This window comes from Serratia sp. H402Y (assembly GCF_051172415.1).
GTDB classification, from domain to species: Bacteria; Pseudomonadota; Gammaproteobacteria; order Enterobacterales; family Enterobacteriaceae; genus Serratia; species Serratia ureilytica.
The window spans coordinates 298,451-318,355 of sequence record NZ_JBPIYZ010000002.1; the positions used below are offsets into that span (position 1 = coordinate 298,451).

Here is a 19,905-nt window from a genome sequence, read left to right on the forward strand (position 1 = left end):
CCCCTGACAACCTCGCCGCCAGCCGCTACGCTGAAGGGCAACCCTACCACCATGAGAACAATAACATGTCCGAACAAACCGTCAGCTTTATCAAAGGCCGTCATGGCGATATCGCCGTGCACGACTGGGGAAACGACAAGCCGCGCTATCTGGCGTTGCTGGTGCACGGCTACGGCGAGCACCTCGGCCGCTATCAATACGTGGCGCGCACGCTGCAGGCGCAGGGCGCGCGGGTGTTCGGCCCCGACCATCTCGGCCACGGTCTGTCGCAGGGCGAACGCGTGCTGATCGATGATTATGACGCCGTGGTCGACGACGTGCAGCGCGTGGTCAGCCATTTCCGGCAGCAATATCCCACCTTGCCGCTGGTGGTGATCGGCCACTCGATGGGCGGCATGATCGCCACCCGCTACGTGCAGCGCCATGGCGAGGAGGTGCGCGCGCTGGTGCTGTCCGGCCCGCTGCTCGGCGACAGAACGGCGATTTCCGATCTGGCCGAACTGCCGACGATCCCCGACGCGCCGCTGGATACCGCCACCCTGGCGCGCGATCCGGCGGTCGGCGCGGCCTATCAGGAGGATCCGCTGGTGTGGCACGGGCCGTTCAAGCGCCCCACCCTGCGCGCCATGCAGCGGATGCTCGCCGCCATCAACGCCGGGCCGGGCTTCGGCGCGCTGCCCACGCTGTGGATCCACGGCGACGACGATCGGCTGGTGCTGATGAGCGAAACGCAAACCGCGCTCGACCGTCTGCGGGGCGACGACTTCGAACAGCTGATCAATGCAGGCGGGCGGCACGAGAGCTTTAACGAAACCAATAAGGATCAGATCCTCAAGCGGGTGACCGATTTTATTGCGCGGGCGCTGGGCTAAGGTGCTCCCCCTCAGCATGCTGAGGGGGCATAAAAGCGTCAGCCCTCGACGATGGCGAGGTAGTGTTTGACGAAGCGGTCCGAGGTGATGTCCCAACGCACCGGGGTGCCCTTCTCGACGAACCAGGAGTCGCCGGCCTGATACTGCACCGACTCGCCGGTGCGTTCGTTGGTCAGGGTGGCGCTGCCTTCCCACACCGTGGCGTGCTCGGCGAACGGGTACTCCATCACGAAGCTGCCGCGGGTGCAGCTGAACACGCCGCAGTTCAGGTTGTCGGTCGGTTCGCCGAAGATGCTGGCCACGCCGACGTTCGGCGTGCCGGCGATCACCGTGGCGCCCAGGTTGCTGACGCTGCCGATCTCCAGCAGTTCCGGCAGCGGTTGTTTAAGCAGTAACGGTTTCATGTGATTCTCCTCTGAGGGTTAACGGCGGCCTTTCCAGTAGCCGGATGTCTGGTGCCAAACCTTGCCGGCGGTGGTCATCACCCGCCGCAGCTTGTCTTTGCCGAAGATGTTGACGTGCGGGATCGAGCTCATCAGATCGTAACGATCGGATCCTTCGCTCATGCCCTCCGCCAGCACCTTGCACACGATGTGGCTCGGCGTCACGCCGAAGCCGGAGTAGCCCTGCACGTAAAACACGTTGTCGCGATCCGGCAGCGTGCCGATCTGCGGGAACAGGTTGGCGCTGCAGCACAGCGGGCCGCCCCAGGCCAGATCGATCTTCACGTCTTTCAGGTACGGGAACACCTTCAGCATCAGGTTGCGGTTCCAGGCCTTGAGATCCGACGGGAAATATTCGATCAGGCGGGTGGCGCTGCCGAACAGCAGCCGATTCTCGTTGGTCACCCGGTAATAGTCGATCACCGGGCGGATGTCGCTGTAGGCGCCGCGGATCGGGCTGATCTGACGGATCAGATCGTCAGACAGCGGCTCGGTGGCCAGCTGGAAGGCGTAGGTATTGATAGTCTTGCGGTAGATCTGCGGCTCCATGCCGTTGAGAAAGCCGTTGCAGGCCCACAGCATCTTGTTGGCGCGCACCGAGCCCATGGCGGTGCGCACCGTGATGCGCGGGCCATACTCCACGTCGAGCACGCTGCTGTTCTCGAAGATTTTCACCCCGTAGCCGCTCAGCGCCTTGGCCTCGCCCAGCAACAGGTTAAGCGAATGCACGTGGCCGCCGCCCATGTGTTTCAGCGCGCAGGTGTAGGCGTCAGAGCCCACCACCTGCTTCACTTCCGCGCCGGTGTAGAGTTCGATCTCTTCCTGCGGCGCCACCGCCCTGAACTCCTTCAGCCAGCCGCGCAGGGTCTTCTCCTGGCGCGCATTGCTGCCGAGGTAGCCGTAACCGAAGCAGAAGTCGGCGTCGATGTCATATTTCTTGATGCGCTCGCGGATAATGCCGGCGCCGAGGTTGCTGATCTTGAAGATGGTTTCCAGCCCGGACGGGCCGACGTGGCGTTTGATCTTCTCCAGATCGTGGCCGATGCCGGCCATCACCTGGCCGCCGTTGCGCCCGGTGCCGCCGTAGCCCAGATAGCGGCCCTCGAGAATGGCGATGTTGGTGATGCCCTTCTCCGCCAGCTCCAGCGCGGTGTTGATGCCGGAGAAGCCGCCGCCGATGATCACCACGTCAACGTCCAGATCCTCTTCCAGCGTCGGGAAGCGCAGATCGTATTTTTTGGTCGCCGCGTAGTAGGTTAAGGACTCGATTTCGTTGTTCACTGCCGCACTCCCGATTGCCTATGCCATGACATCGGATTATCGGGAGCAGTGGGATCGTCCGCTATGTCCCCTTAGGGACATTCGCTACAAAAAATTAACATTCACGCGCTGCGTCGCTGCGGGGCGGCCAGCAGCAGGCTGAACAGTTCGGCTTGCGAACCAATGTTCAGCTTGCCGTAGATGTTTTTGCGGTGGTTTTTTACCGTGCCGAGGCTGATGAACAGCCGGTCGGCAATCTGCTGCGAACCGCAGCCGGCGAGGATCAGATCGACAATCTCACGCTCGCGCGGCGTCAGCAGATAGCGCGCCTGGGCGCCGTCATCGTTCACCGTCGCGGCCTCGGCCGGCGCCACCACCACTTCGCCGTGCAGCCGCGCCACGCTTTTCACCAGCGTCAGCGCGCTGCGCAGATCCGCCCGCTGCGGGTAGCGCACCGCCACCGTGCGGCGCGCCGAACCGAAAAAGACGCCCAGCCCGCGCTCCGGCGTCAGTTGCAGCAGCACGCCGGCCTCGTCGTGCCAGCCGGTCTTGCGATAAAAATTACGGTAATAGTCGCTGTGATAAAACCCGCAGGGCGCCAGCTGGCGCAGCGTGAGCACCTCGCCTTCGCCGCCGTCGTTCAGCGCGCGGTAAAACGGATCCTGCAGGTAGGCGCCCTGCTGGTAGAGCTGATTGACCGCGTCGCTGTTTTCGCGCTCGGTTTTAATCAGGCAGCGCGGCGGCCGGCCGCGTTCGAAGGCATAGACGATGGCGTTGTCGAAGGCGAAAAACCCTTCCAGCCAGTTCAACAGGCTGGGATAAAAGCGTGGGCTGGCCACCGCATCGATCACCGCAGACAAGCGTTCAACCTGAATTTCCATACCCGCCTCGCCATTATTAACACATTAACAATCTACCGATTTCGGATGGGGTTGGCCGCACGACGGCCGGTACTGTTAAAAAAAGCATCCGCAGCGCCGAAATGCAAGAGCGCGATCGTTTACATGTTAAACAACTCACAGGTTGCCGCGGCGGGGAAAGCGGTGGCCGCTCCGCGCCCGCTGGCTTATGCTGTGGCATCGCGACCTGCAACGCCGTCAAGGAGACCTCATGTCCGTCAGCCACATCATCGCCAACCGCCAGACCTGGTTCGGCCGCGGCAGCATCCAGCAGCTGCCGCCGCTGCTGCTTGCCGACCCGCAGCCGACGCTGCTGTTCAGCTGCCGCTCTTTTCTCAACGGCCCGGTGTACGCCGGCCTGCGCGAAGCGCTGGCGCCGCTGCTCATCGGCACCGAAATCGTCAGCCACGAGGCGTCGCCGCAGGAAATCGACGCCTGGGTGGCGCGCTGGCGCGGCCAGGCGCGGCGCGTGGTGGCCATCGGCGGCGGCAGCGTGCTGGACGCCGCCAAAGCGTTCTCCGCGCTGGTTGAGCACCCGCTGCCAACGCTGCGCTATATGGAAAAGGTGGGCGACAGCAAAATCAGCGGCGCCACCCTGCCGCTGATAGCCATTCCCACCACCGCCGGCACCGGCAGCGAGGTGACCCAGAACGCGGTGATCACCGATACCCAGGTCAGCAAGGTGAAAGCCTCGCTGCGCCATAACAACTTCGTGCCGCACACCGCCATTCTCGACCCGCAGCTGCTGACGGGCGCCCCGGACAAGGTGCTGGCCTACTGCGCCATCGACGCCTTCACCCACCTGTTCGAGGCCTATCTGTCGAAAACCGCCGGCGCCATGACGCGCGATATGTCGCTGAGCGGCATCCGCCACTTCCTCGCCGCCTGGCCGGCGCTTAACCGCAGCGACGCGGCGCGCGAAGCCATTATGCAGGCTTCCTACCTCGGCGGGCTGACGCTGAGCGCCGCCGGGCTGGGGGTCATTCACGGCATCGCCGGCGAGATCGGCGCGCTGCGCGACTACCACCACGGGCAGGTCTGCGGTCGCCTGCTGCTGCCGTTCCTCGCCCTGTTGGAAAGCAGCGAACAGCCGCAGCAGCGCGCGCTGATGGCCGAGCTGGCCGCCAGACTGTACCCGCACTGGCAGGGCAGCCCGGAGAGCTACCTGACCGATTTCATCACCCGCCACGCCATCGCGCCGTTCTGGCAGGACGATTTGCCGATTTCCGGCCAGGAGCTGGCGGTGGCGCTGGAGAAATCCAACAGCAAGAATTCCTGGATCGACTATGCGCCGGCGCAGCGGCAACGGATGATCGAAGAGGCGTTTCGCGTCGAATGATTATATAATCAGATCAACGCACTAGCAGGAGTTAAGGAAATGGGCATCATCGGCTGGATCTTCGCCGGCATCGCGGTCGGCATCCTGGTCGGCGCGCTGATCAGAATCTTCGGCAAGAAGAAAGAGCAGTAAGCGTCACGCTGTTCCGTGGGCCGCCAGCAGGCACTCATGGAACAGCTTCACCACCCGTTGCGGCACCGGCGAGCGGCGCAGCACGCTGGAGTACTCGCAGTGATAGCGGAACAGCGCCGGTTTGATCGCCCGCATCAGGTTCTGCGCCACAAAAAACGCCGCGTAGTGATCCGGCAAAAAGCCGACGTATTTGCCGGACAGGATCAGCGTGGCGATCGACTCTTGCGCGAACCCCGTCGCCTTGCGATGCAAATGTTGCTGCAGGCTCAGTTCCATATTCGGCGAATGGTAGCCCAATCCGGCGAAAGCATAATTGTGCAGCAGATCCCAATTTAATGTTTCATGGCGGGCGGAAAATAATTCATGCTGCGCGCCGCAATATAAGAACATCCTCTCACTGAATAACGAATGATAAGATAAACTTTCCGCGCTGCGGTGCATGGGAATAACGCCAACCTGAAATTGCCCGTCAATAACGCCACGTTCAATGGTATTAATCGGCTCCACGTACATTTGCAAAGAAACCTCCGGCGCGCGCTCGCTGAATAACGCGATGGCCCGGCCGATCTGCGCCTGCGGATTGCTGACCGTATGGTCGAATATCGCCACGTGCAGCTGCCCGCCCATGCGCTGGTGCACCTCGTCCACCCCGCGACGGAACGCCTCGGTGGCCGCCAGCAGGTTGACGGTTTCCTGGTAGATAATCAGCCCCTCGTCGGTGACCGCAAAGCCCTCGCGCCCGCGCTGGCACAGCGTCAGGCCCAGCCGCTGCTCCAGATCCTTGATGTGCTTGCTGATGGTCGACAGGCTGATATTCAGCTCCAGTTCGGCGGCGCTCATGCCGCCGCAGTCGACCACGGCCTTGAATACCCGCAGCAAACGCAGATCCATATCCGACAATTGTCCCAGCAACGCGCGCTTTTTTACTTGCATAAAACCTTAAGTAAGTTTCGACATATGATTATTCACAGTAGAGAACAAGCGGTACATAGTCAATTTCGCACAACAATTCGTTAACAACTCATTTTATTTAATTAATCGCACTTATTTTCCTGCCCGGAGGAAAACATGGCCGCTGAAAATTATTCGCTTAATCGTCTCGATGCCGAAGGGTTAGAAGCCCATTGGATGCCTTTTACCGGCAACCGCAATTTTAAAGCGCAGCCGCGCATCATTACTCAGGCCGCAGGGGCGTATTACACCAGCCACGACGGCAGAAAGATTTTCGACGGCCTGTCCGGATTGTGGTGCTGCGGATTGGGGCACGGCCGGCAGGAAATCACCGACGCCGCCCAGCGCCAGTTGGCGACGCTGGATTACTCGCCGGCGTTTCAGTTCGGCCACCCGCTGTCGTTCGAGCTGGCCAACAAAATCAAGGCGCTGACGCCGGCGGGGCTGGATTACGTGTTCTTCACCGGCTCCGGCTCGGAAGCGGCGGACACCTCGCTGAAAATGGCGCGCGCTTACTGGCGCGCCAAAGGCCAGGCGGGCAAAACCTGCTTTATCGGCCGGGAAAAGGGCTATCACGGCGTTAACTTCGGCGGCATCTCGGTCGGCGGCATCGCCGGCAACCGCAAGGCGTTCGGCGCCGGCGCCGAGGCGGACCATCTGCCGCACACCCTGCTGGCCGGCAACGCCTTTTCGCGCGGTATGCCGCAACAGGGGGCGGAGCTGGCGGAAGAGCTCAACCGCATCATCGCGCTGCGCGACGCCTCGACGATCGCCGCGGTGATCGTCGAACCGTTCTCCGGCTCCGCCGGTGTGATCGTGCCGCCGGTCGGCTATCTGCAGCGCCTGCGCGAGATCTGTACCCAGCATGACATTCTGCTGATCTTCGACGAAGTGATCACCGCCTTCGGCCGCTGCGGCGCGATGACCGGCGCCGAGGCGTTCGGCGTCACGCCGGACATCATGAACATCGCCAAACAGGTGACCAACGGCGCGCAGCCGATGGGCGCCGTGGTGGTGCGGCCGGAGATCTACCAAACCTTCATGAACGGCGGCGAGCCGGACTACCAGCTCGAATTCCCGCACGGTTACACCTACTCCGCCCATCCGGTCAGCTGCGCGGTGGCGCTGGCGACGCTGGACATCCTGCAGCGCGAACAAATGGTGGAGCGCGTACAGGCGCTGGCGCCCTACTTCGAGCGCGCGGTGCACAGCCTGCAGGGGGCCAAACACGTCGCCGACATTCGCAATATCGGCCTGGCGGCCGGCATCACGCTGGCGGCGCGGCCCGGCGAACCGGCGCGGCGGCCCTTCGAAGCGGCGATGCGCTGCTGGGAAAGCGGGTTTTACGTGCGCTACGGCGGCGACACCCTGCAACTGGCGCCGCCGTTCATCAGCAGCGAAGCGCAGATCGATGCGCTGATCAACGCCGTCGGCGATGCCCTCAACGCCACCGAATAAGGAGCGAACCATGACCATTACCCATTGGATCAACGGCGAACCCGCCGCCGGCGGCGAACGCAGCCAGCCGGTTTACGACCCGGCCACCGGCCAATCGGCGCAGGAGGTGCTGCTGGCCGATCGCGCCACGGTGGAGCGCGCCATCGCCGCCGCCGAGCAGGCTTACCCCGCCTGGCGCGACACGCCGCCGCTGAAGCGCGCGCGCATCATGATGAAGCTCAAGGATCTGCTGGAGCAGCACGCCGACGCCATCTGCCAATTGATCACCGCCGAGCACGGCAAAGTGCTCAGCGACGCCCTGGGCGAACTGCAACGCGGCATCGAGAATATCGAATACGCCGGCTATGTGCCGGAACTGCTGAAAGGCGAACACAGCAAAGAGGCGGGCCCGGGCATCGACAGCTGGAGCGAGTTTCAACCGCTCGGGGTGGTAGCGGGCATCACCCCGTTCAACTTCCCGGCGATGGTGCCGCTGTGGATGTGGCCGATGGCGGTCGCCTGCGGCAATACCTTCGTGCTGAAGCCTTCCGAGCGCGTCCCTTCCGCCGCGCTGTATATCGCGCGGCTGGCGGCGGAGGCCGGGCTGCCGCAGGGGGTGCTCAACGTGGTCAACGGCGATCGCGAAGCGGTGGAGACGCTGCTGCATGACGGACGCGTGAAGGCGATAAGCTTCGTCGGTTCGACGCCGGTCGCGGAACACATCTATCACACCGGCTGCGGCCAAAACAAACGGGTGCAGGCGCTGGGCGGCGCCAAAAACCACGCGGTGGTGCTGCCGGACGCCGATATCCCCGGCGCGGTCGGCGCACTGATGGGCGCGGCGTTCGGCTCCTGCGGCCAGCGCTGCATGGCCATCCCGCTGGTGGTCGCGGTGGGCGACGGCACCGCCGACGCGCTGATCGCCGGGCTGCGGCAACAGATGGCCGCCATGCGCGTCGGCCCCGGCAGCGACAACCACAACGACATGGGGCCGCTGGTGACTCAACAGCATTATCAGAAGGTGAAAGGCTATATCGATCAGGGCGTGGCCGAAGGCGCCGAGCTGCTGGTGGACGGCCGCGAACTGCGCGTGACGGACGCCGACGGCCGCCCCAGCCAGGGGTATTTCCTTGGCCCGACGCTGTTCGACCGCGTGACGCCCGGCATGCGCATCTATCAGGAGGAGATCTTCGGCCCGGTGCTCGGCGTGGTGCGCGCGGCGTCGCTGCAGGAGGCGATGGCCTTGATCGACGCCCATGAATACGGCAACGGCACCTGCCTGTTCACCCGCGACGGCGAAGCGGCGCGCCACTTCTCCAGCAGCATTCAGGTCGGCATGGTGGGGATCAACGTGGCGCTGCCGGTGCCGGTGGCCTACCACTCGTTCGGCGGCTGGAAGCGCTCGCTGTTCGGCGATCTGCACGCCTACGGCCCGGATGCGGTCAGGTTCTACACCAAACGCAAGACCATTACCCAGCGCTGGCCGGCCTCCGGCGATGCCCGCCGCGCCAGCTTCAGCTTCCCGTCGGGGCAGGGGTAACACATAAGAACAATAAACTTCCGGGGAGCAACGCTCCCCGGCATTTAGCGCGCTCCATTTGATTTCTGCGTACAGCCTGTGCAGCAAAACAATTACTCACTCACACGTTAATGGAGTCGTTAACCATGAAAGAGTCCGCCCCTGAACACACTTTCAAAGGCAATCTCAGCGTCCTCGACGTGGTGATGATTACCGCTTCCGGCGTGACGCCGGCCAGCTCGATCTTCGTCATCGCGCCGCTGGCGATCGCCAGCGCCGGCAGCGGCGCCTTTCTGTCGTTTCTGATCGCCGCCTGCGTCGCCGCCACCATCGCGCTGTGCTATGCCGAGCTCGGCGCCGCGCACCCCAGCGCCGGCGGCGAATACAGCATCATCAAACGCCTGTTCGGCACCCTGTGCGGGTTGCAGACCTATCTGTTTATTCTCAGCGCCGCGCTGTTCGTGCCGGCGGTGCTGGCCACCGGCGCCGTGCCCTATCTGAATACCGCGCTGGGCACCTCATTCGACGCCTCCACCGCCGGCATGATCACCGTGCTGATCGGCGGCGCCTGCGCCATTTTCAACATCAAGGCCAACGCCCTGCTGACCGGCGCCTTTCTGGTGGTGGAAGTGGCGGTGCTGGCGCTGATCGCCTGGCTCGGTTTCAGCCATCCGCATCAAAGCGCGGAGATCCTCACCGCGCCGGTGATGCTGGACGCGCAGGGCAGCCTGGCGCCGGTTTCGCTGCCGCTGATCGTCGCCATGGTCGGGGTCGCGCTATTCTCCTACAACGGCTACGGCGCGGCGGTGTACATGGCGGAAGATATGCGCGAGCAGGGCAAACCGATGGCGGTCGCGATCATGCTGACGCTGGTCATCGTGGTGCTGGTGGAACTGGTGCCGTTCACCGCCCTGCTGATCGGCTCGCCGTCGCTGGCGGAGATGGCCAAACAGGCCGATCCGGTCGGTTATGTGGTCACCCAGCTCGGCGGCCCGACGCTGGCGCGGGTGGTGAGCGGCGCGATCTATCTGTCGGTATTCAACGCCATCATCGCCATCGTGGCGCAGTTCAGCCGCATGATGTTCGCCAGCGGGCGCGACGGCTTCTGGCTGCCGACGTTCAACCGCGCGCTGAAAATCATCCACCCGCGCTTCGGCACCCCCTGGATCGCCACCCTGCTGTTCGGCGTTCCCTCGGCGCTGCTGGCGTTTTGCTCCGACCTCGAATCGCTGACCTCATTCACCGTGATCCTACTGCTGCTGGTGTACATCATCATGGCGGTGGCGGCGCTGATCAGCCGCCGTCGCCGCCACTTCCATCACCCGTACCTGATGCCGCTGTGGCCGCTGCCGGTGGCGGCGGCGCTGCTGTGCTGCCTGTACGTGCTGTGGACGATTTTGATCGCCAGCAGCCTGAAAGACTTTATTATCATTGCCGGCATCATCGGCTTCGGGCTGGCGCTGAACCACTTGCGCGGCCGCCAGACGGCGCCCCTCGCCGCCCCCTCAATAGAAGGAGAATAACCATGACGCAGCGCGCTCAGGATCTGGGCATCACCATCGGCCAGGGCACGCCCGGCCCGCTGAACGCCATCACCGATGTGCCCGGCGTGCGCGTCGGCCATGCCAGCCTTCATGCCGACTTGGCGGACGGGCGCAGCGTGCGCACCGGCGTGACGGTGATCGAACCGCGCCCCGGCTCCGCTCGCCACGCACCCTGCTTCGCCGGCGTACACGTGCTGAACGGCAACGGCGACGCCACCGGCCTGGAATGGGTGCGAGAAGCGGGCCTGTTGACCAGCCCGATCGCCTTCACCAACACCCACAGCGTGGGGGTAGTGCGCGATGCGCTGATCGCGCTGGAGCGTGAAACGCTGCCCGCGAGCGACAACGCGGTGTACTGGAATATGCCGGTGGTGATGGAAACCTTCGATGGCCTGCTCAACGACATCAACGGCTTTCACGTCAAGGCCGAGCACGTGCGCCAGGCGCAGCAGGCGGCCCGAGGCGGCTTGCCGCAGGAAGGCGCGGTCGGCGGCGGCAGCGGCATGATCTGTCATGAATTCAAGGGCGGCAGCGGCACCGCATCGCGCCGCTTGCCCGCCGATCAAGGCGGCTGGACGGTGGGCGCCATCGTGCAGGCCAACCACGGCAAGCGCGAGTCGCTGCTGGTCGGCGGTTACCCGGTGGGCCGCCACCTGGGGCATATCCCCTCGCCGTTCACGCCGCAGTTGCCGCATCCCGGCATGGGCTCCATCGTGGTGGCGCTGGCGACCGACGCGCCGCTGCTGCCGCACCAGTGCGCACGGCTGGCGCAGCGCGCCAGCATCGGCATCGCCCGCACCGGCGGCGGCACCGAGGATTCGAGCGGCGATATCTTTATCGCCTTCGCCACCGGCAACGACGGCCTGCCGCCCGCCGACTACGCCAATAAAGGCGATTTCACCACGCCGCTGCGCATGGTGAACAACGACTACATTTCGGCGCTGTTCGCCGCGGCGGCGGAAGCGGTGGAAGAGGCGATCGTCAATGCGCTGCTGGCGGCCAATACCGTCAGCGGCAACGGCCATCGGGCGGAAGGGTTGAGCGCCGAACAGCTGGTGACGGCGCTGGAGAAGGCCGGCTGGCGGCGGTAAACAACGCGGGGCGCGGGTTAATGCGCCCTGATTATCAGGATTCGCCGCCCGGTTTGGGCGTCGGGTAATCGTAATCCAGCTTCAACGGCTCGGCGTAGACGCTGGCCCACAGCTGTTGGTACAGCTGGTCCAACCGCCCGCTCATCGCCGCGCTGTGCAGCACCAGCTCCAGATTGCGCGAGTTGTCCAGATAGCCGCCGGTCCAGTTGCTGGTGCCCACCCAGGCAATCTCATCGTCGATGGTCATCAGCTTGCTGTGGATCACCCGGGCAAACGGGATGAAGCCGCTGCTGGCCGGCGGAATGGTCACCACCTTGATCTGCACGTTCGGCACCAGCGCCAGGCTCTTCAGCCAGGCGATATCCGGCTTTTTGGTGTTCCAGTTGGCTACCATCAACTCGATCTGCACGCCGCGCGCCGCCGCGCCGCGCAGCGCGTTGTCGATGACCGCATAGAAGGGGCGACTGCGCTCCGGGCCAAACGACAGCGGCGCGTAATCCATTACCTGCACCCGCACCCGCCGCTTGGCGTCGGCCAGCAGGCGCGGCAGCTCGGCCTGCGAATCGAGCACGCCCGCCGGGTTGTAGGCGCGCGGGCTGGCCACCAGATAGTTGCCCTGCGGGGGCGCCGTCGGCGGCGAATCGGGCAGCGTCGGCACCGGCTTATCCTGCGCCAGCAGCGCCTGCGCCCGCCAGTCCTGTTCGAAGATCGCCTGGATCTGCCCTACCACTCTGGCGTCGCTGATGCGCAGCCCGGTTTCGTGAATGTGTTCCAGCGCGCGCCAGTCGAAGTTCTGGCTGCCGACGAACGCCTGCTCGCCGTCCACCAGCAGATACTTGGCATGCAGAATGCCGCCGCTCAGCTTCTGGTATGGGATGATGCGCAGCTCCAGATTGGGGATCGCCTTCAGCCGTTCCAGCGTCTCGGCGGTGGAGAGGCGAATGCCCTTCTCTTCCAGCAAAAAGCGGATTTTTACCCCGCGCTCACCGGCCGCCTTCAGGTGCTGCAGCACGCCATCCAGCAGCGAACCGTCCTGATTCGCCACGTAGAACTGCCCCAGATCGATGCGGGTTTTCGCCGCGTCGAACATCTCGCGCCATACCTCGGCGGTGTTGCGCAGGTCGTCGGCCTGCAGCGCGGTTTCCACCGGCGCGGTGTACACCAGCTCGTAACCGGGAATAGCAAAACGCGCCGCAGCGCTCTGGCTCAACATCAACAAACAACCGCTCCACAATGCCGTATAAAGGCGGCCTCTCGGCCGCCGTGCTGGATGGCCATTAGGCATAGCGCGGCGCTCCGCTGTCAACCCATTGTTCGCCGCTGCCGCTCTCCGGGCGGCTGGCCGGCTGACCGGCGCGGATCAGCAGCACCTTCAGCAGTTCGTTGATTCGCTCCATGCGGCTCTGCAGAAAATTGTTGGCCACCAGGCACAGCAGCGCGATGGCGATGCCCAGCCCGGTGGCGTACAGCGCGGTGCCCATGCCGGCCGACACCAGACTCGGCTCGGACACCCCCGAGGCGGCCAGCGCCTTGAAGGTTTCGATGATCCCCATCACCGTGCCCAGCAGCCCCAGCAACGGCGCGGCGGTGACCACGGTTTCCAGCAGCCACAGGCCGCGCGCCATCGGCGGCTTGCTCAGCAGATACTGGGCGTCGATCAGATCGCCGATCGCCTCACGGTCGCCGGCGCGGTGTTTCTGCGCCAGCACCGGCGCGATCACCGCCATCGGCAGGCTGTTACGCTGGGTCAGCACGTCCGGCAGATCGGCGGCGCGGCGCACGTCCGGCGTCAGCGCCTGCTCCAGCCGGCGCGCCTGACGCTGGGTGTAGGCGAAGTACAGCGTGCGTTCGATGATGATCACCAGCGCGATCGCCAGCGCGGCGTACATCACGTAAAAAATAATGTCGTGCAACAGATTGGCGTCCATACAGGGTTCCTCTTCCCCGCCGCCGGGCAGACGGCGGGGCATTCAGTTAAAAGGTGGCTTCCAGCGAGACGCTGAAGGTGCGTTCTTCGCCGACGTTGTAATACGGGGTGCTGGCCTTCACGCCGCCGTAGGGCGCCGCGTTGAAGGTGGTGGTGCGCACCGAGGTCAGGTATTCCTTGTCAAACAGGTTGCTGATGCCAAAACGCAGCGCGGCGCTTTTGACGATTTTCTTGTCCACCGGCAGATGCACCCCCGCCGCCAGATCGAACACCGTGCGCCCGCCGATCTTCTCGTCGTTGGTCAGATCGCCATAGAACGCGCTGACGTACTTGCCGCTGACGCTGCCGTAGTACAGGCCGTCGTCATAACCCAGCGTCATGTTCAGCAGGTTTTTCGGCACGTTCGGCACCTCTTTGCCGGAGGTCGGCAGCGGCAACCCGCCGTTGCTGACGATGTCGCTCTTCTGCTTAGATTGGGTATAGGTGTAGGACGTGTAGTAATTGAAGTTATGCGGCAGTTGGCCGCTCCACTCCAGCTCCAGCCCTTTGTTCTCCACGTTGCCGATGTTCATCATCTCGTAGTCGCCGGCCGCGTTGGTGGTGGAGATCTGGCGATCGCTGTAGCGCATGTAGAACAGCGTGGCGCTCAGCAGCATGTCTTCCTGTTGGAAGCGCCAGCCCAGCTCGTGGTTCCAGCTCAGCTCCGGCTTGGTGCTGAGCGAATCGCCGACGTTGTACAGCACATAGTTCGGCGGCGTGCGCATGTTGCGCGTCAGGTTGTAGAACACCTGGTTTTCCTGATTCACCTTATAGCTGGCGCTAAAGTTCGGCAGGAATTCATGATAGGTGGCTTTGCGTTTCTCCGGCGCGTTGTACAGGCTGCCGCGATTGTCCCCTTTACGTTCCACGTACTGATAGGCCAGGCCGCCGACGAAAGTCCAGTCCGGCGTGGCGAACCAGGTATCCTGCAGCCACACCTTCTGCGCCGGGGTGATGGTGTACTGGTTGCGCCCCTGAACGGTGTTGCCGTTGGCGTCCTTCACCTGATCGGAACCGCCCGGCGGCCCCCAAATCTGCGACGGGTTGCCGTCGCCCTTGATGCTGATGAACGGCTGGGTCTGCAGCTGGCGCGCGCGCTCATACCAGTAACCGATATCCAGACTGTGCTGATCGTTGATGTCCCACTTCAGCTTGGTGGTGATGCCCGGCCGCCAGGTCTGCGTCCACGACGGGCGGTAGTAGGTGTTGGATTTCAGGTTGCTGAGATCGTACTGCCCTGCCCTGTCCGACGTGCTGGACAATACCGACGCGGTTTGACCGTTGAAGCTGCCGCCGTTGCCCCAGTAGTAATACGGTTGCAGGGTCAGCGACAGGTTGTCGCGCAGCTGCAGCTTCTGGGTGAACGACAGCGTGAAGTTCTCGAACGGGTTGCGCTCGAGCTTGTAATACTTGTTCAACTGTCCGCGGCTGTTGTACTCCGGCGTGGTGGCATAGTCGGTGTCGCGGCCGTCGTTTTGGAACTGCGCCTTGCTCAGGGTGTTGTAGTTGGTGTTGTTCTGGCGGTTGTACTTCATCACCAGATTGCTGCTGTTGCCGTTGCCGTCTTCGTACAGCGAGTTCATCTCGAACTTGTCGGAGTACAGCCGCCCCTCGCCGCGCCACTTCTTCGCCTCGGTGTGCGAATAGGAGAGCCAGTTGCTGAAGCCGTTGTACTCGCCGGTGTCCAGGCGGGCGAAGGTTTTGCTCAGGCTGTTGCTGCCCAGCGTTTGCTTGACGAAACCGCCGAAGTCTTTCGCCGGGCGGCGCGTTACCAGGCCGATGTTGCCGCCGCTGGAGCCGATATGCGGGCCGTCCGCTTCGGAAGAGCCCTGGGTGACGAACACCTCTTCCAGGTTCTCCGCATCGCCCAGCAGGTTCGGGTATACCGCGTAGTTGCCGGAGTCGTTGATCGGGATGCCGTCCATCGACAGGCCGATCTGATCCGAGTTCATGCCGCGCATGGTGTAGTCCACGCCGCTCAGGCCGCTGGCGTCATTGCTGTTGACGTTGAGGCCCGGCGTGAACTTCAGCTTGTCGATGGCGTTGGCCGCCGACGGCATTTTATCCATCGCCTCTTTGGTGACGGTGGAGCGCGCCTTGGCGCTGTCGTCCTGCACCATCATGCCGCCGCCGAGCGACTGCCCCTTGACGCTGATGGTGCCGACGTCGGTGCCGTCGGCCGCCAGCGCGGCGCCCGGCAGCATCGCCGACATCACCGCCAGATAGATCCCAGAACGATTGAACGATTTCATGGTGTGCATCCCTTAAAAATCAAACGATTAACCCTTGCGCTAAGGCGCCTGATAATTGAACGTCGCGGTAAATCTTTTGGTTGTTTGCCCGGCGAACGCGTCGCTCGGGAATGGCTTTACTGAACTGATACTTTGCAGGCTGCTCATCGCCGCGCGATTCAGCAGCATGCTGGCGGCTTTGTTGGCGATGCCGGAAGAGACCACCCGCCCGCTGCGATCGACCTCCAGCCATACCTCGACGTTGCCCTGCGGGCGCTCGAGGGAGGCCTGACGGCCGGTCGGGTAGCGCTTGCGCTGTTCCAGTTCGCGGCGCAAGGCCAGCAGATAGCCGTTTTCAATCGCCTGCGCATTCACCTTCGGCGCCGCCGGGGCGGCCGGTGCGGGTTGCGCCGCCGGTTTACTGACCAGCGCACGCGGCGCGGCGGGCGCCGGCGTCGGTTTAGGCTTTTCCACCGGTTTGGCTTTCTCTTTCACCGGCTTGGGTTTGGGCTTCGGTTGCGGTTTCGGCACCGGCTTGGCTTCCACGATCGGTTCCGGCGCCGGCACCACCGGTTCGGGGATCGGCTCCGGCTCGGGCGGCGGCGGTTCGGGCTGGGGGTCCGGCGGCATTTGCGGTTGAGGTTCAGGCGCCGGTTCAGGCTCCACCAGCGCCAGTTCGATGGCGGTTTCGTCGTAGCGCGGCTGGATCTTCAGCGCCGCCTGCTGGCTGGCGAACAGCAGGCAGCCGGCGACAATCAGCGCCGGCAACCAGCTGAAAAGATGACGTGAGCGATAGAGCAGATACATGTCACAGCTTCCGTGTCGCGATAGAGACGGAGAAGAAACCGCCCTGGCGCAGGTTATCCATGACCGCCACCAGCCGCTCGACCGCCACGCCTTTGTCGCTGTTGACGATGATGGTGGTGGTCTGGTTGGCCTGCTGCTGTTGCTTGAGCGTCGTGACCAACGCGTCGAGCGCGATCGGCTGGCCATCCAGCTGCAGCTGCTCGTCGGCCCCCAGCGTGATAATCGCTTTCTTCTGCGGTTTCAGCTGTTGCGCGCTGCCGGCGGACGGCAGCTGCGTTTTCAACCCGAGCGCCGGAATGACGTTCAGGCTGATCAAGACGAAAAACACCAATAAAAACATCATCACGTCGATCATCGGGATCAGTTCGATGTGCGCTTTGTTCTTTTTCGGTTCGTTCCAGTTACGCATGACACTCCCTCACAAAAGCGAAGCAGCCAATATAGGAGGGGTTTGTTTACCTTTTGTTACGCTTGTGTGATCTTATTTTCACAGTGCGGATTTTTTGCGAGAATTTTTTCAATGGCTAACGACGGCAAGGGCTATATAACCCATTAATTAGCGATAGTTTTTATCGGAATAATTGCAATGTGGGCCTAACGCCGTGCGGATGACGAGACAATAAATGTGAAAATAGTGACAAGCTGCGCCAACCGGCGGCGGCTTTGCCTCTCACCTTCCAGCGATATCTGCTATTTTTCCCAAGAACATTCCCAATCCCCCTCTTTAAAACACTCGCCAAAAATGAATGCGCCTATATTTAACCAAATAATACCCTTCATTGAATAGAATATTGCCAATCAAATATCAGCTGTTATATTTTTAAAGTGAAATAGCGCTACGGCGTTATTTTAGAATTTAATTAAACCCACTAAGTCACCCTTTTATTTATAAGGATTGTATATGAAAGTACTTAGTCAATATGAAGAACAGTACGTTAGCGGTGGCGATCTGAACGCGGCCTGGGATGGGCTGTTGGACGGCGCCATGACCGGCGCGCTGATTGCAGGCAAATCCGCAGGCGCAGGCGGCTTTATTGCCGGTGCGGTCGGCCAATTGGTCGGCACCCTCATCGGCGGCGTTGCAGGCGGTGTGGGGCTGGGTCTTTATGGCCTGACGCATACGCAGCAGGAAGTGGCCGACTACGCGAAACATTTCCGCGAGACGATCGGCTCCACCTCGACCTCGGTCGGCGGCAGCCTGTAATAGAAATAAAATGGCCGCCGGCGCGGCGGCTATTTTATTTTTGACGCGCGGGGAATAAAAAAACCGTTAATCCCGGAGACGCGCCGGCGCAAATATCCTGACAGCACTTCGGTTCATAAAAAAAAGACGCCCGCAGGCGTCTTCTTGGTATTGTCACTGAAGCCCGAGGCGATCAGTTCACTTTCACCGGCATACCGGAACGGGCCTTGATCGCCGCATCCACTTCGCTCTGGTTGACGCCGGCGTCCATCAGCACTTTGCCGACCGGCGCGGAAATGGTCAGCGGCACCGGATCCTTGGATTGCAGCTGCTCTTCGTTGGCCGACAGCGGGTTGTGCACTTCCACGTAGCGCGAGCCGTCCGGTTCGACGGTGGCCTTCATCGGTTCGTTGATGAACTGCACGCGGGTGCCGACCGGCACGTTCTGGAACAGGTACTTGATGTCGTCGGCGCGCAGACGCACGCAGCCGTGGCTCACGCGCAGGCCGATGCCGAAGTTGGCGTTGGTGCCGTGAATGGCATACAGGCGGCCAACATACAGCGCATACAGCCCCATCGGGTTATCCGGGCCGGCCGGGAACACCGCAGGCAGGATCTCGCCGTCAGCCGCGTATTCGGCGCGCATTTTGGCGGTCGGCGTCCAGGTTGGGCCGTCTTTCTTGCGCTGCACGGTGGTGGTCCAGTTCAGCGGGGTGTCTTTACCCAGCTGGCCGATACCGATCGGCAACACCACGACGGTGTTGGAACCTTTCGGGTAGTAGTACAGACGCATTTCGGCGCTGTTGATGATGATGCCTTCACGCGGCGCGTCCGGCAGGATCAGCTGTTGCGGGATGGTCAGGGTGCTGCCGGCCTTCGGCAGGAACGGATCCACGCCCGGGTTGGCCTCCAGCATGTTGCTCAGCCCCATCTGATACTGGGCGGCGAAGCTCTCCAGCGGCAGTTTGCTGTCTTCCGGTACGGTGATTTGGATATTTTCGCCCACCAAACGGCTGTCTTTTGGCGGCAGCGGGTAGACGACGGCGAAGGCAGCCTGGCTGAATGCAACCAGTGCCGTAAACAGGGTTAATAACGCGCGAATGCTCATTTTCATCTTCGTGTTGGTCAAGGCCACTGGCGATTATGGGTATTGGTTTCTACGGCCACTTTGCCCCGTTGAATTTCAGCCGGCAGCCAACGGCGCTGCGGCCTGAAAAACCAGGGGGGATTTGACCGGATGCGCATTATATGTGCACATCAATCAAAGTGTGAACCATTACCGATGTAATATCGCAATTTTTTGTAACCTGACGCGCCACGAAGGCGATTTTCTGCGAGAACCGCCGCCTAACTGGCGGCGGCCAGCGCCTCCGCCCGCCGAATGGGGATCAGATATTCACAGCGGATCGCCGCGCCGCCAAGCGGGCAACTGCCCTCCTGCGCCGGGTAGAACCGCTCGATATCCTGCCCTGGCCGGCGGATGGCGTTCATCTGCGGCATGGCGGTGTCATACAGCCGGACAATAAAGTTTTGTAACCCTTCCGCCTGCCCCTGATAGGTGAAACGGGCGTACTCCCCTTGTTCGATGGTCACCCGTTCCCCCACCGCCCCTTCGTCCGGCAAAGCGGCGGTATACGCCATGCGCGGGCAGCCCCGACGCTGCCGGTCGATCTCCAGGCTGGTAAGGCCATACATCACTTCGGGCAGCGTCTGCGGCCGCAGCAGTTGCCGCCAGGCATGGCGACGCAGCTCGCATTTGGAAGCCGCCAACTGCCCCAGCGTAAAGCTGCGGCGTTGCGTGTTGCCCACCAGCTGCATGGCGGGCAGCGTCACGATATCGGCCTGCGGCAGCGGCGCTTCGGTCAGCCGCAGCGGCGGCTGCAGACCGTAGCTCGACCAATCCTGGCTGCGACGATAGCTGGCCGGCGGCAGACCAAACTGCTTGCGGAAGCAGCGGGTGAAGGTCTGCTGCGAATCGAACTGGTACGTATCGGCGATACAGGCCACGCTGGTGCCGGTCAGGCGCAGTTCGCGCGCGGCGGCGGTCAACCTTCTGCGGCGGGCGTACGTGCCAAGGATATGGCCGGTGTGCTGCTTGAACATCCGCTGCAAATGCCACTTGGAATAGCCGGACCTGGCGGCGATGTCGTCCAGCGTCAGCGGCTGATCCAGGCTCTGCTCGATCCAGGCCAGCAGCTGCTCAATCACCTGTTGCTGGTGCATGGTGTTCC

17 protein-coding genes and 1 pseudogene are annotated in these 19,905 nt (G+C 62.8%); 7 read left to right on the forward strand and 11 right to left on the reverse strand.

Translation table 11 applies throughout. The features are described 5' to 3' along the window. Positions 1-65 precede the first annotated feature (65 nt). On the forward strand, positions 66-872 hold the full coding sequence (locus tag ACSBQS_RS15380) for an alpha/beta fold hydrolase (RefSeq protein WP_197666610.1): 807 nt from the start codon (positions 66-68) through the stop codon (positions 870-872). A 38-nt stretch (positions 873-910) separates the two neighbouring features. Here the strand turns inward: ACSBQS_RS15380 and ACSBQS_RS15385 are convergent, their stop codons facing one another. The 3 genes from ACSBQS_RS15385 to ACSBQS_RS15395 form a co-directional block, all read right to left on the reverse strand. Next, positions 911-1,276, reverse strand: coding sequence for a cupin domain-containing protein (locus ACSBQS_RS15385; protein ID WP_015376517.1), 366 nt, complete (start codon positions 1,274-1,276; stop codon positions 911-913). A gap of 18 nt (positions 1,277-1,294) precedes the next feature. Continuing rightward, complete coding sequence (locus ACSBQS_RS15390; RefSeq protein WP_033641752.1) at positions 1,295-2,596, reverse strand: NAD(P)/FAD-dependent oxidoreductase; 1,302 nt, start codon at positions 2,594-2,596, stop codon at positions 1,295-1,297. A 101-nt stretch (positions 2,597-2,697) separates the two neighbouring features. Beyond that, complete coding sequence (locus tag ACSBQS_RS15395; protein WP_147838156.1) at positions 2,698-3,456, reverse strand: helix-turn-helix transcriptional regulator; 759 nt, start codon at positions 3,454-3,456, stop codon at positions 2,698-2,700. A 229-nt stretch (positions 3,457-3,685) separates the two neighbouring features. On the opposite strand from ACSBQS_RS15395, the gene ACSBQS_RS15400 reads away from it, so the two are divergent. Continuing rightward, the gene (locus tag ACSBQS_RS15400; protein WP_197666611.1) at positions 3,686-4,813 is read left to right on the forward strand and encodes an iron-containing alcohol dehydrogenase; all 1,128 of its coding nucleotides are present in this window, start codon (positions 3,686-3,688) and stop codon (positions 4,811-4,813) included. A 135-nt stretch (positions 4,814-4,948) separates the two neighbouring features. Here ACSBQS_RS15400 and ACSBQS_RS15405 read toward each other — a convergent pair whose 3' ends face one another. Beyond that, positions 4,949-5,878 (reverse strand): LysR family transcriptional regulator, encoded by a 930-nt coding sequence (locus ACSBQS_RS15405; protein ID WP_033651382.1) that lies wholly within the window; start codon positions 5,876-5,878, stop codon positions 4,949-4,951. Positions 5,879-6,013: 135 nt separating this feature from the next. Here ACSBQS_RS15405 and ACSBQS_RS15410 point away from each other — a divergent pair, with 135 nt between their 5' ends. The 4 genes from ACSBQS_RS15410 (at position 6,014) to ACSBQS_RS15425 (ending at position 11,487) form a co-directional block, all read left to right on the forward strand. Continuing rightward, positions 6,014-7,354: an aspartate aminotransferase family protein gene (locus ACSBQS_RS15410; protein WP_033641748.1), complete on the forward strand. Its 1,341-nt coding sequence runs from the start codon at positions 6,014-6,016 to the stop codon at positions 7,352-7,354. Between the two features lie 10 nt (positions 7,355-7,364). Next, on the forward strand, positions 7,365-8,873 hold the full coding sequence (locus ACSBQS_RS15415) for a CoA-acylating methylmalonate-semialdehyde dehydrogenase (RefSeq protein WP_434991063.1): 1,509 nt from the start codon (positions 7,365-7,367) through the stop codon (positions 8,871-8,873). Positions 8,874-8,998: 125 nt separating this feature from the next. Beyond that, positions 8,999-10,375: an APC family permease gene (locus tag ACSBQS_RS15420; RefSeq protein WP_047025159.1), complete on the forward strand. Its 1,377-nt coding sequence runs from the start codon at positions 8,999-9,001 to the stop codon at positions 10,373-10,375. Between the two features lie 2 nt (positions 10,376-10,377). After that, positions 10,378-11,487, forward strand: a complete 1,110-nt coding sequence (locus ACSBQS_RS15425) for a P1 family peptidase (protein ID WP_047025158.1) — start codon at positions 10,378-10,380, stop codon at positions 11,485-11,487. A gap of 34 nt (positions 11,488-11,521) precedes the next feature. On the opposite strand, the gene ACSBQS_RS15430 is transcribed toward ACSBQS_RS15425, so the two are convergent. Genes ACSBQS_RS15430 through ACSBQS_RS15450 form a run of 5 tightly spaced genes read right to left on the reverse strand, consistent with a single transcriptional unit; the run spans position 11,522 to position 16,900 of the window. Beyond that, a complete protein-coding gene (locus ACSBQS_RS15430) occupies positions 11,522-12,772 on the reverse strand; it encodes a phospholipase D-like domain-containing protein (protein WP_197666614.1) in 1,251 nt (416 codons plus the stop codon). Then, positions 12,765-13,415 carry a MotA/TolQ/ExbB proton channel family protein gene (locus ACSBQS_RS15435; RefSeq protein ID WP_047025155.1) on the reverse strand — a complete coding sequence of 217 codons (651 nt, stop codon included), beginning with the start codon at positions 13,413-13,415 and terminating at the stop codon, positions 12,765-12,767. The genes ACSBQS_RS15430 and ACSBQS_RS15435 overlap by 8 nt, the downstream gene beginning before the upstream one ends. A 46-nt stretch (positions 13,416-13,461) precedes the next feature. Beyond that, entirely contained in the window at positions 13,462-15,705 is a 2,244-nt protein-coding gene (locus tag ACSBQS_RS15440; RefSeq protein WP_033651386.1) for a TonB-dependent receptor family protein, read from the reverse strand. A 39-nt stretch (positions 15,706-15,744) separates the two neighbouring features. Next, positions 15,745-16,491 (reverse strand): energy transducer TonB, encoded by a 747-nt coding sequence (locus ACSBQS_RS15445; protein WP_197666615.1) that lies wholly within the window; start codon positions 16,489-16,491, stop codon positions 15,745-15,747. A 1-nt stretch (position 16,492) separates the two neighbouring features. Continuing rightward, on the reverse strand, positions 16,493-16,900 hold the full coding sequence (locus ACSBQS_RS15450) for an ExbD/TolR family protein (RefSeq protein WP_021504179.1): 408 nt from the start codon (positions 16,898-16,900) through the stop codon (positions 16,493-16,495). 492 nt (positions 16,901-17,392) lie between these two features. Between ACSBQS_RS15450 and ACSBQS_RS15455 the strand changes: the two genes are divergently transcribed. After that, positions 17,393-17,695: a DUF5862 family protein gene (locus ACSBQS_RS15455; protein WP_033651388.1), complete on the forward strand. Its 303-nt coding sequence runs from the start codon at positions 17,393-17,395 to the stop codon at positions 17,693-17,695. Between the two features lie 175 nt (positions 17,696-17,870). Here ACSBQS_RS15455 and ACSBQS_RS15460 read toward each other — a convergent pair. After that, positions 17,871-18,788: pseudogene (locus ACSBQS_RS15460) on the reverse strand (L,D-transpeptidase family protein); the annotation flags it as partial. Positions 18,789-19,021: 233 nt separating this feature from the next. Further along, positions 19,022-19,897, reverse strand: a complete 876-nt coding sequence (locus ACSBQS_RS15465; RefSeq protein ID WP_033641740.1) for a helix-turn-helix domain-containing protein — start codon at positions 19,895-19,897, stop codon at positions 19,022-19,024. Positions 19,898-19,905: the final 8 nt, after the last annotated feature.

Coding starts and splice junctions, on each gene's coding strand:
- ACSBQS_RS15420 (WP_047025159.1), top strand. CDS start 8,999: ATGAAAGAGTCCGCCCCTGAACACACTTTCAAAGGCAATCTCAGCGTC.
- ACSBQS_RS15430 (WP_197666614.1), bottom strand. CDS start 12,772: ATGCCTAATGGCCATCCAGCACGGCGGCCGAGAGGCCGCCTTTATACG.
- ACSBQS_RS15455 (WP_033651388.1), top strand. CDS start 17,393: ATGAAAGTACTTAGTCAATATGAAGAACAGTACGTTAGCGGTGGCGAT.
- ACSBQS_RS15465 (WP_033641740.1), bottom strand. CDS start 19,897: ATGCACCAGCAACAGGTGATTGAGCAGCTGCTGGCCTGGATCGAGCAG.
- ACSBQS_RS15415 (WP_434991063.1), top strand. CDS start 7,365: ATGACCATTACCCATTGGATCAACGGCGAACCCGCCGCCGGCGGCGAA.
- ACSBQS_RS15395 (WP_147838156.1), bottom strand. CDS start 3,456: ATGGAAATTCAGGTTGAACGCTTGTCTGCGGTGATCGATGCGGTGGCC.
- ACSBQS_RS15440 (WP_033651386.1), bottom strand. CDS start 15,705: ATGAAATCGTTCAATCGTTCTGGGATCTATCTGGCGGTGATGTCGGCG.
- ACSBQS_RS15425 (WP_047025158.1), top strand. CDS start 10,378: ATGACGCAGCGCGCTCAGGATCTGGGCATCACCATCGGCCAGGGCACG.
- ACSBQS_RS15380 (WP_197666610.1), top strand. CDS start 66: ATGTCCGAACAAACCGTCAGCTTTATCAAAGGCCGTCATGGCGATATC.
- ACSBQS_RS15405 (WP_033651382.1), bottom strand. CDS start 5,878: ATGCAAGTAAAAAAGCGCGCGTTGCTGGGACAATTGTCGGATATGGAT.
- ACSBQS_RS15450 (WP_021504179.1), bottom strand. CDS start 16,900: ATGCGTAACTGGAACGAACCGAAAAAGAACAAAGCGCACATCGAACTG.
- ACSBQS_RS15400 (WP_197666611.1), top strand. CDS start 3,686: ATGTCCGTCAGCCACATCATCGCCAACCGCCAGACCTGGTTCGGCCGC.
- ACSBQS_RS15385 (WP_015376517.1), bottom strand. CDS start 1,276: ATGAAACCGTTACTGCTTAAACAACCGCTGCCGGAACTGCTGGAGATC.
- ACSBQS_RS15445 (WP_197666615.1), bottom strand. CDS start 16,491: ATGTATCTGCTCTATCGCTCACGTCATCTTTTCAGCTGGTTGCCGGCG.
- ACSBQS_RS15435 (WP_047025155.1), bottom strand. CDS start 13,415: ATGGACGCCAATCTGTTGCACGACATTATTTTTTACGTGATGTACGCC.
- ACSBQS_RS15410 (WP_033641748.1), top strand. CDS start 6,014: ATGGCCGCTGAAAATTATTCGCTTAATCGTCTCGATGCCGAAGGGTTA.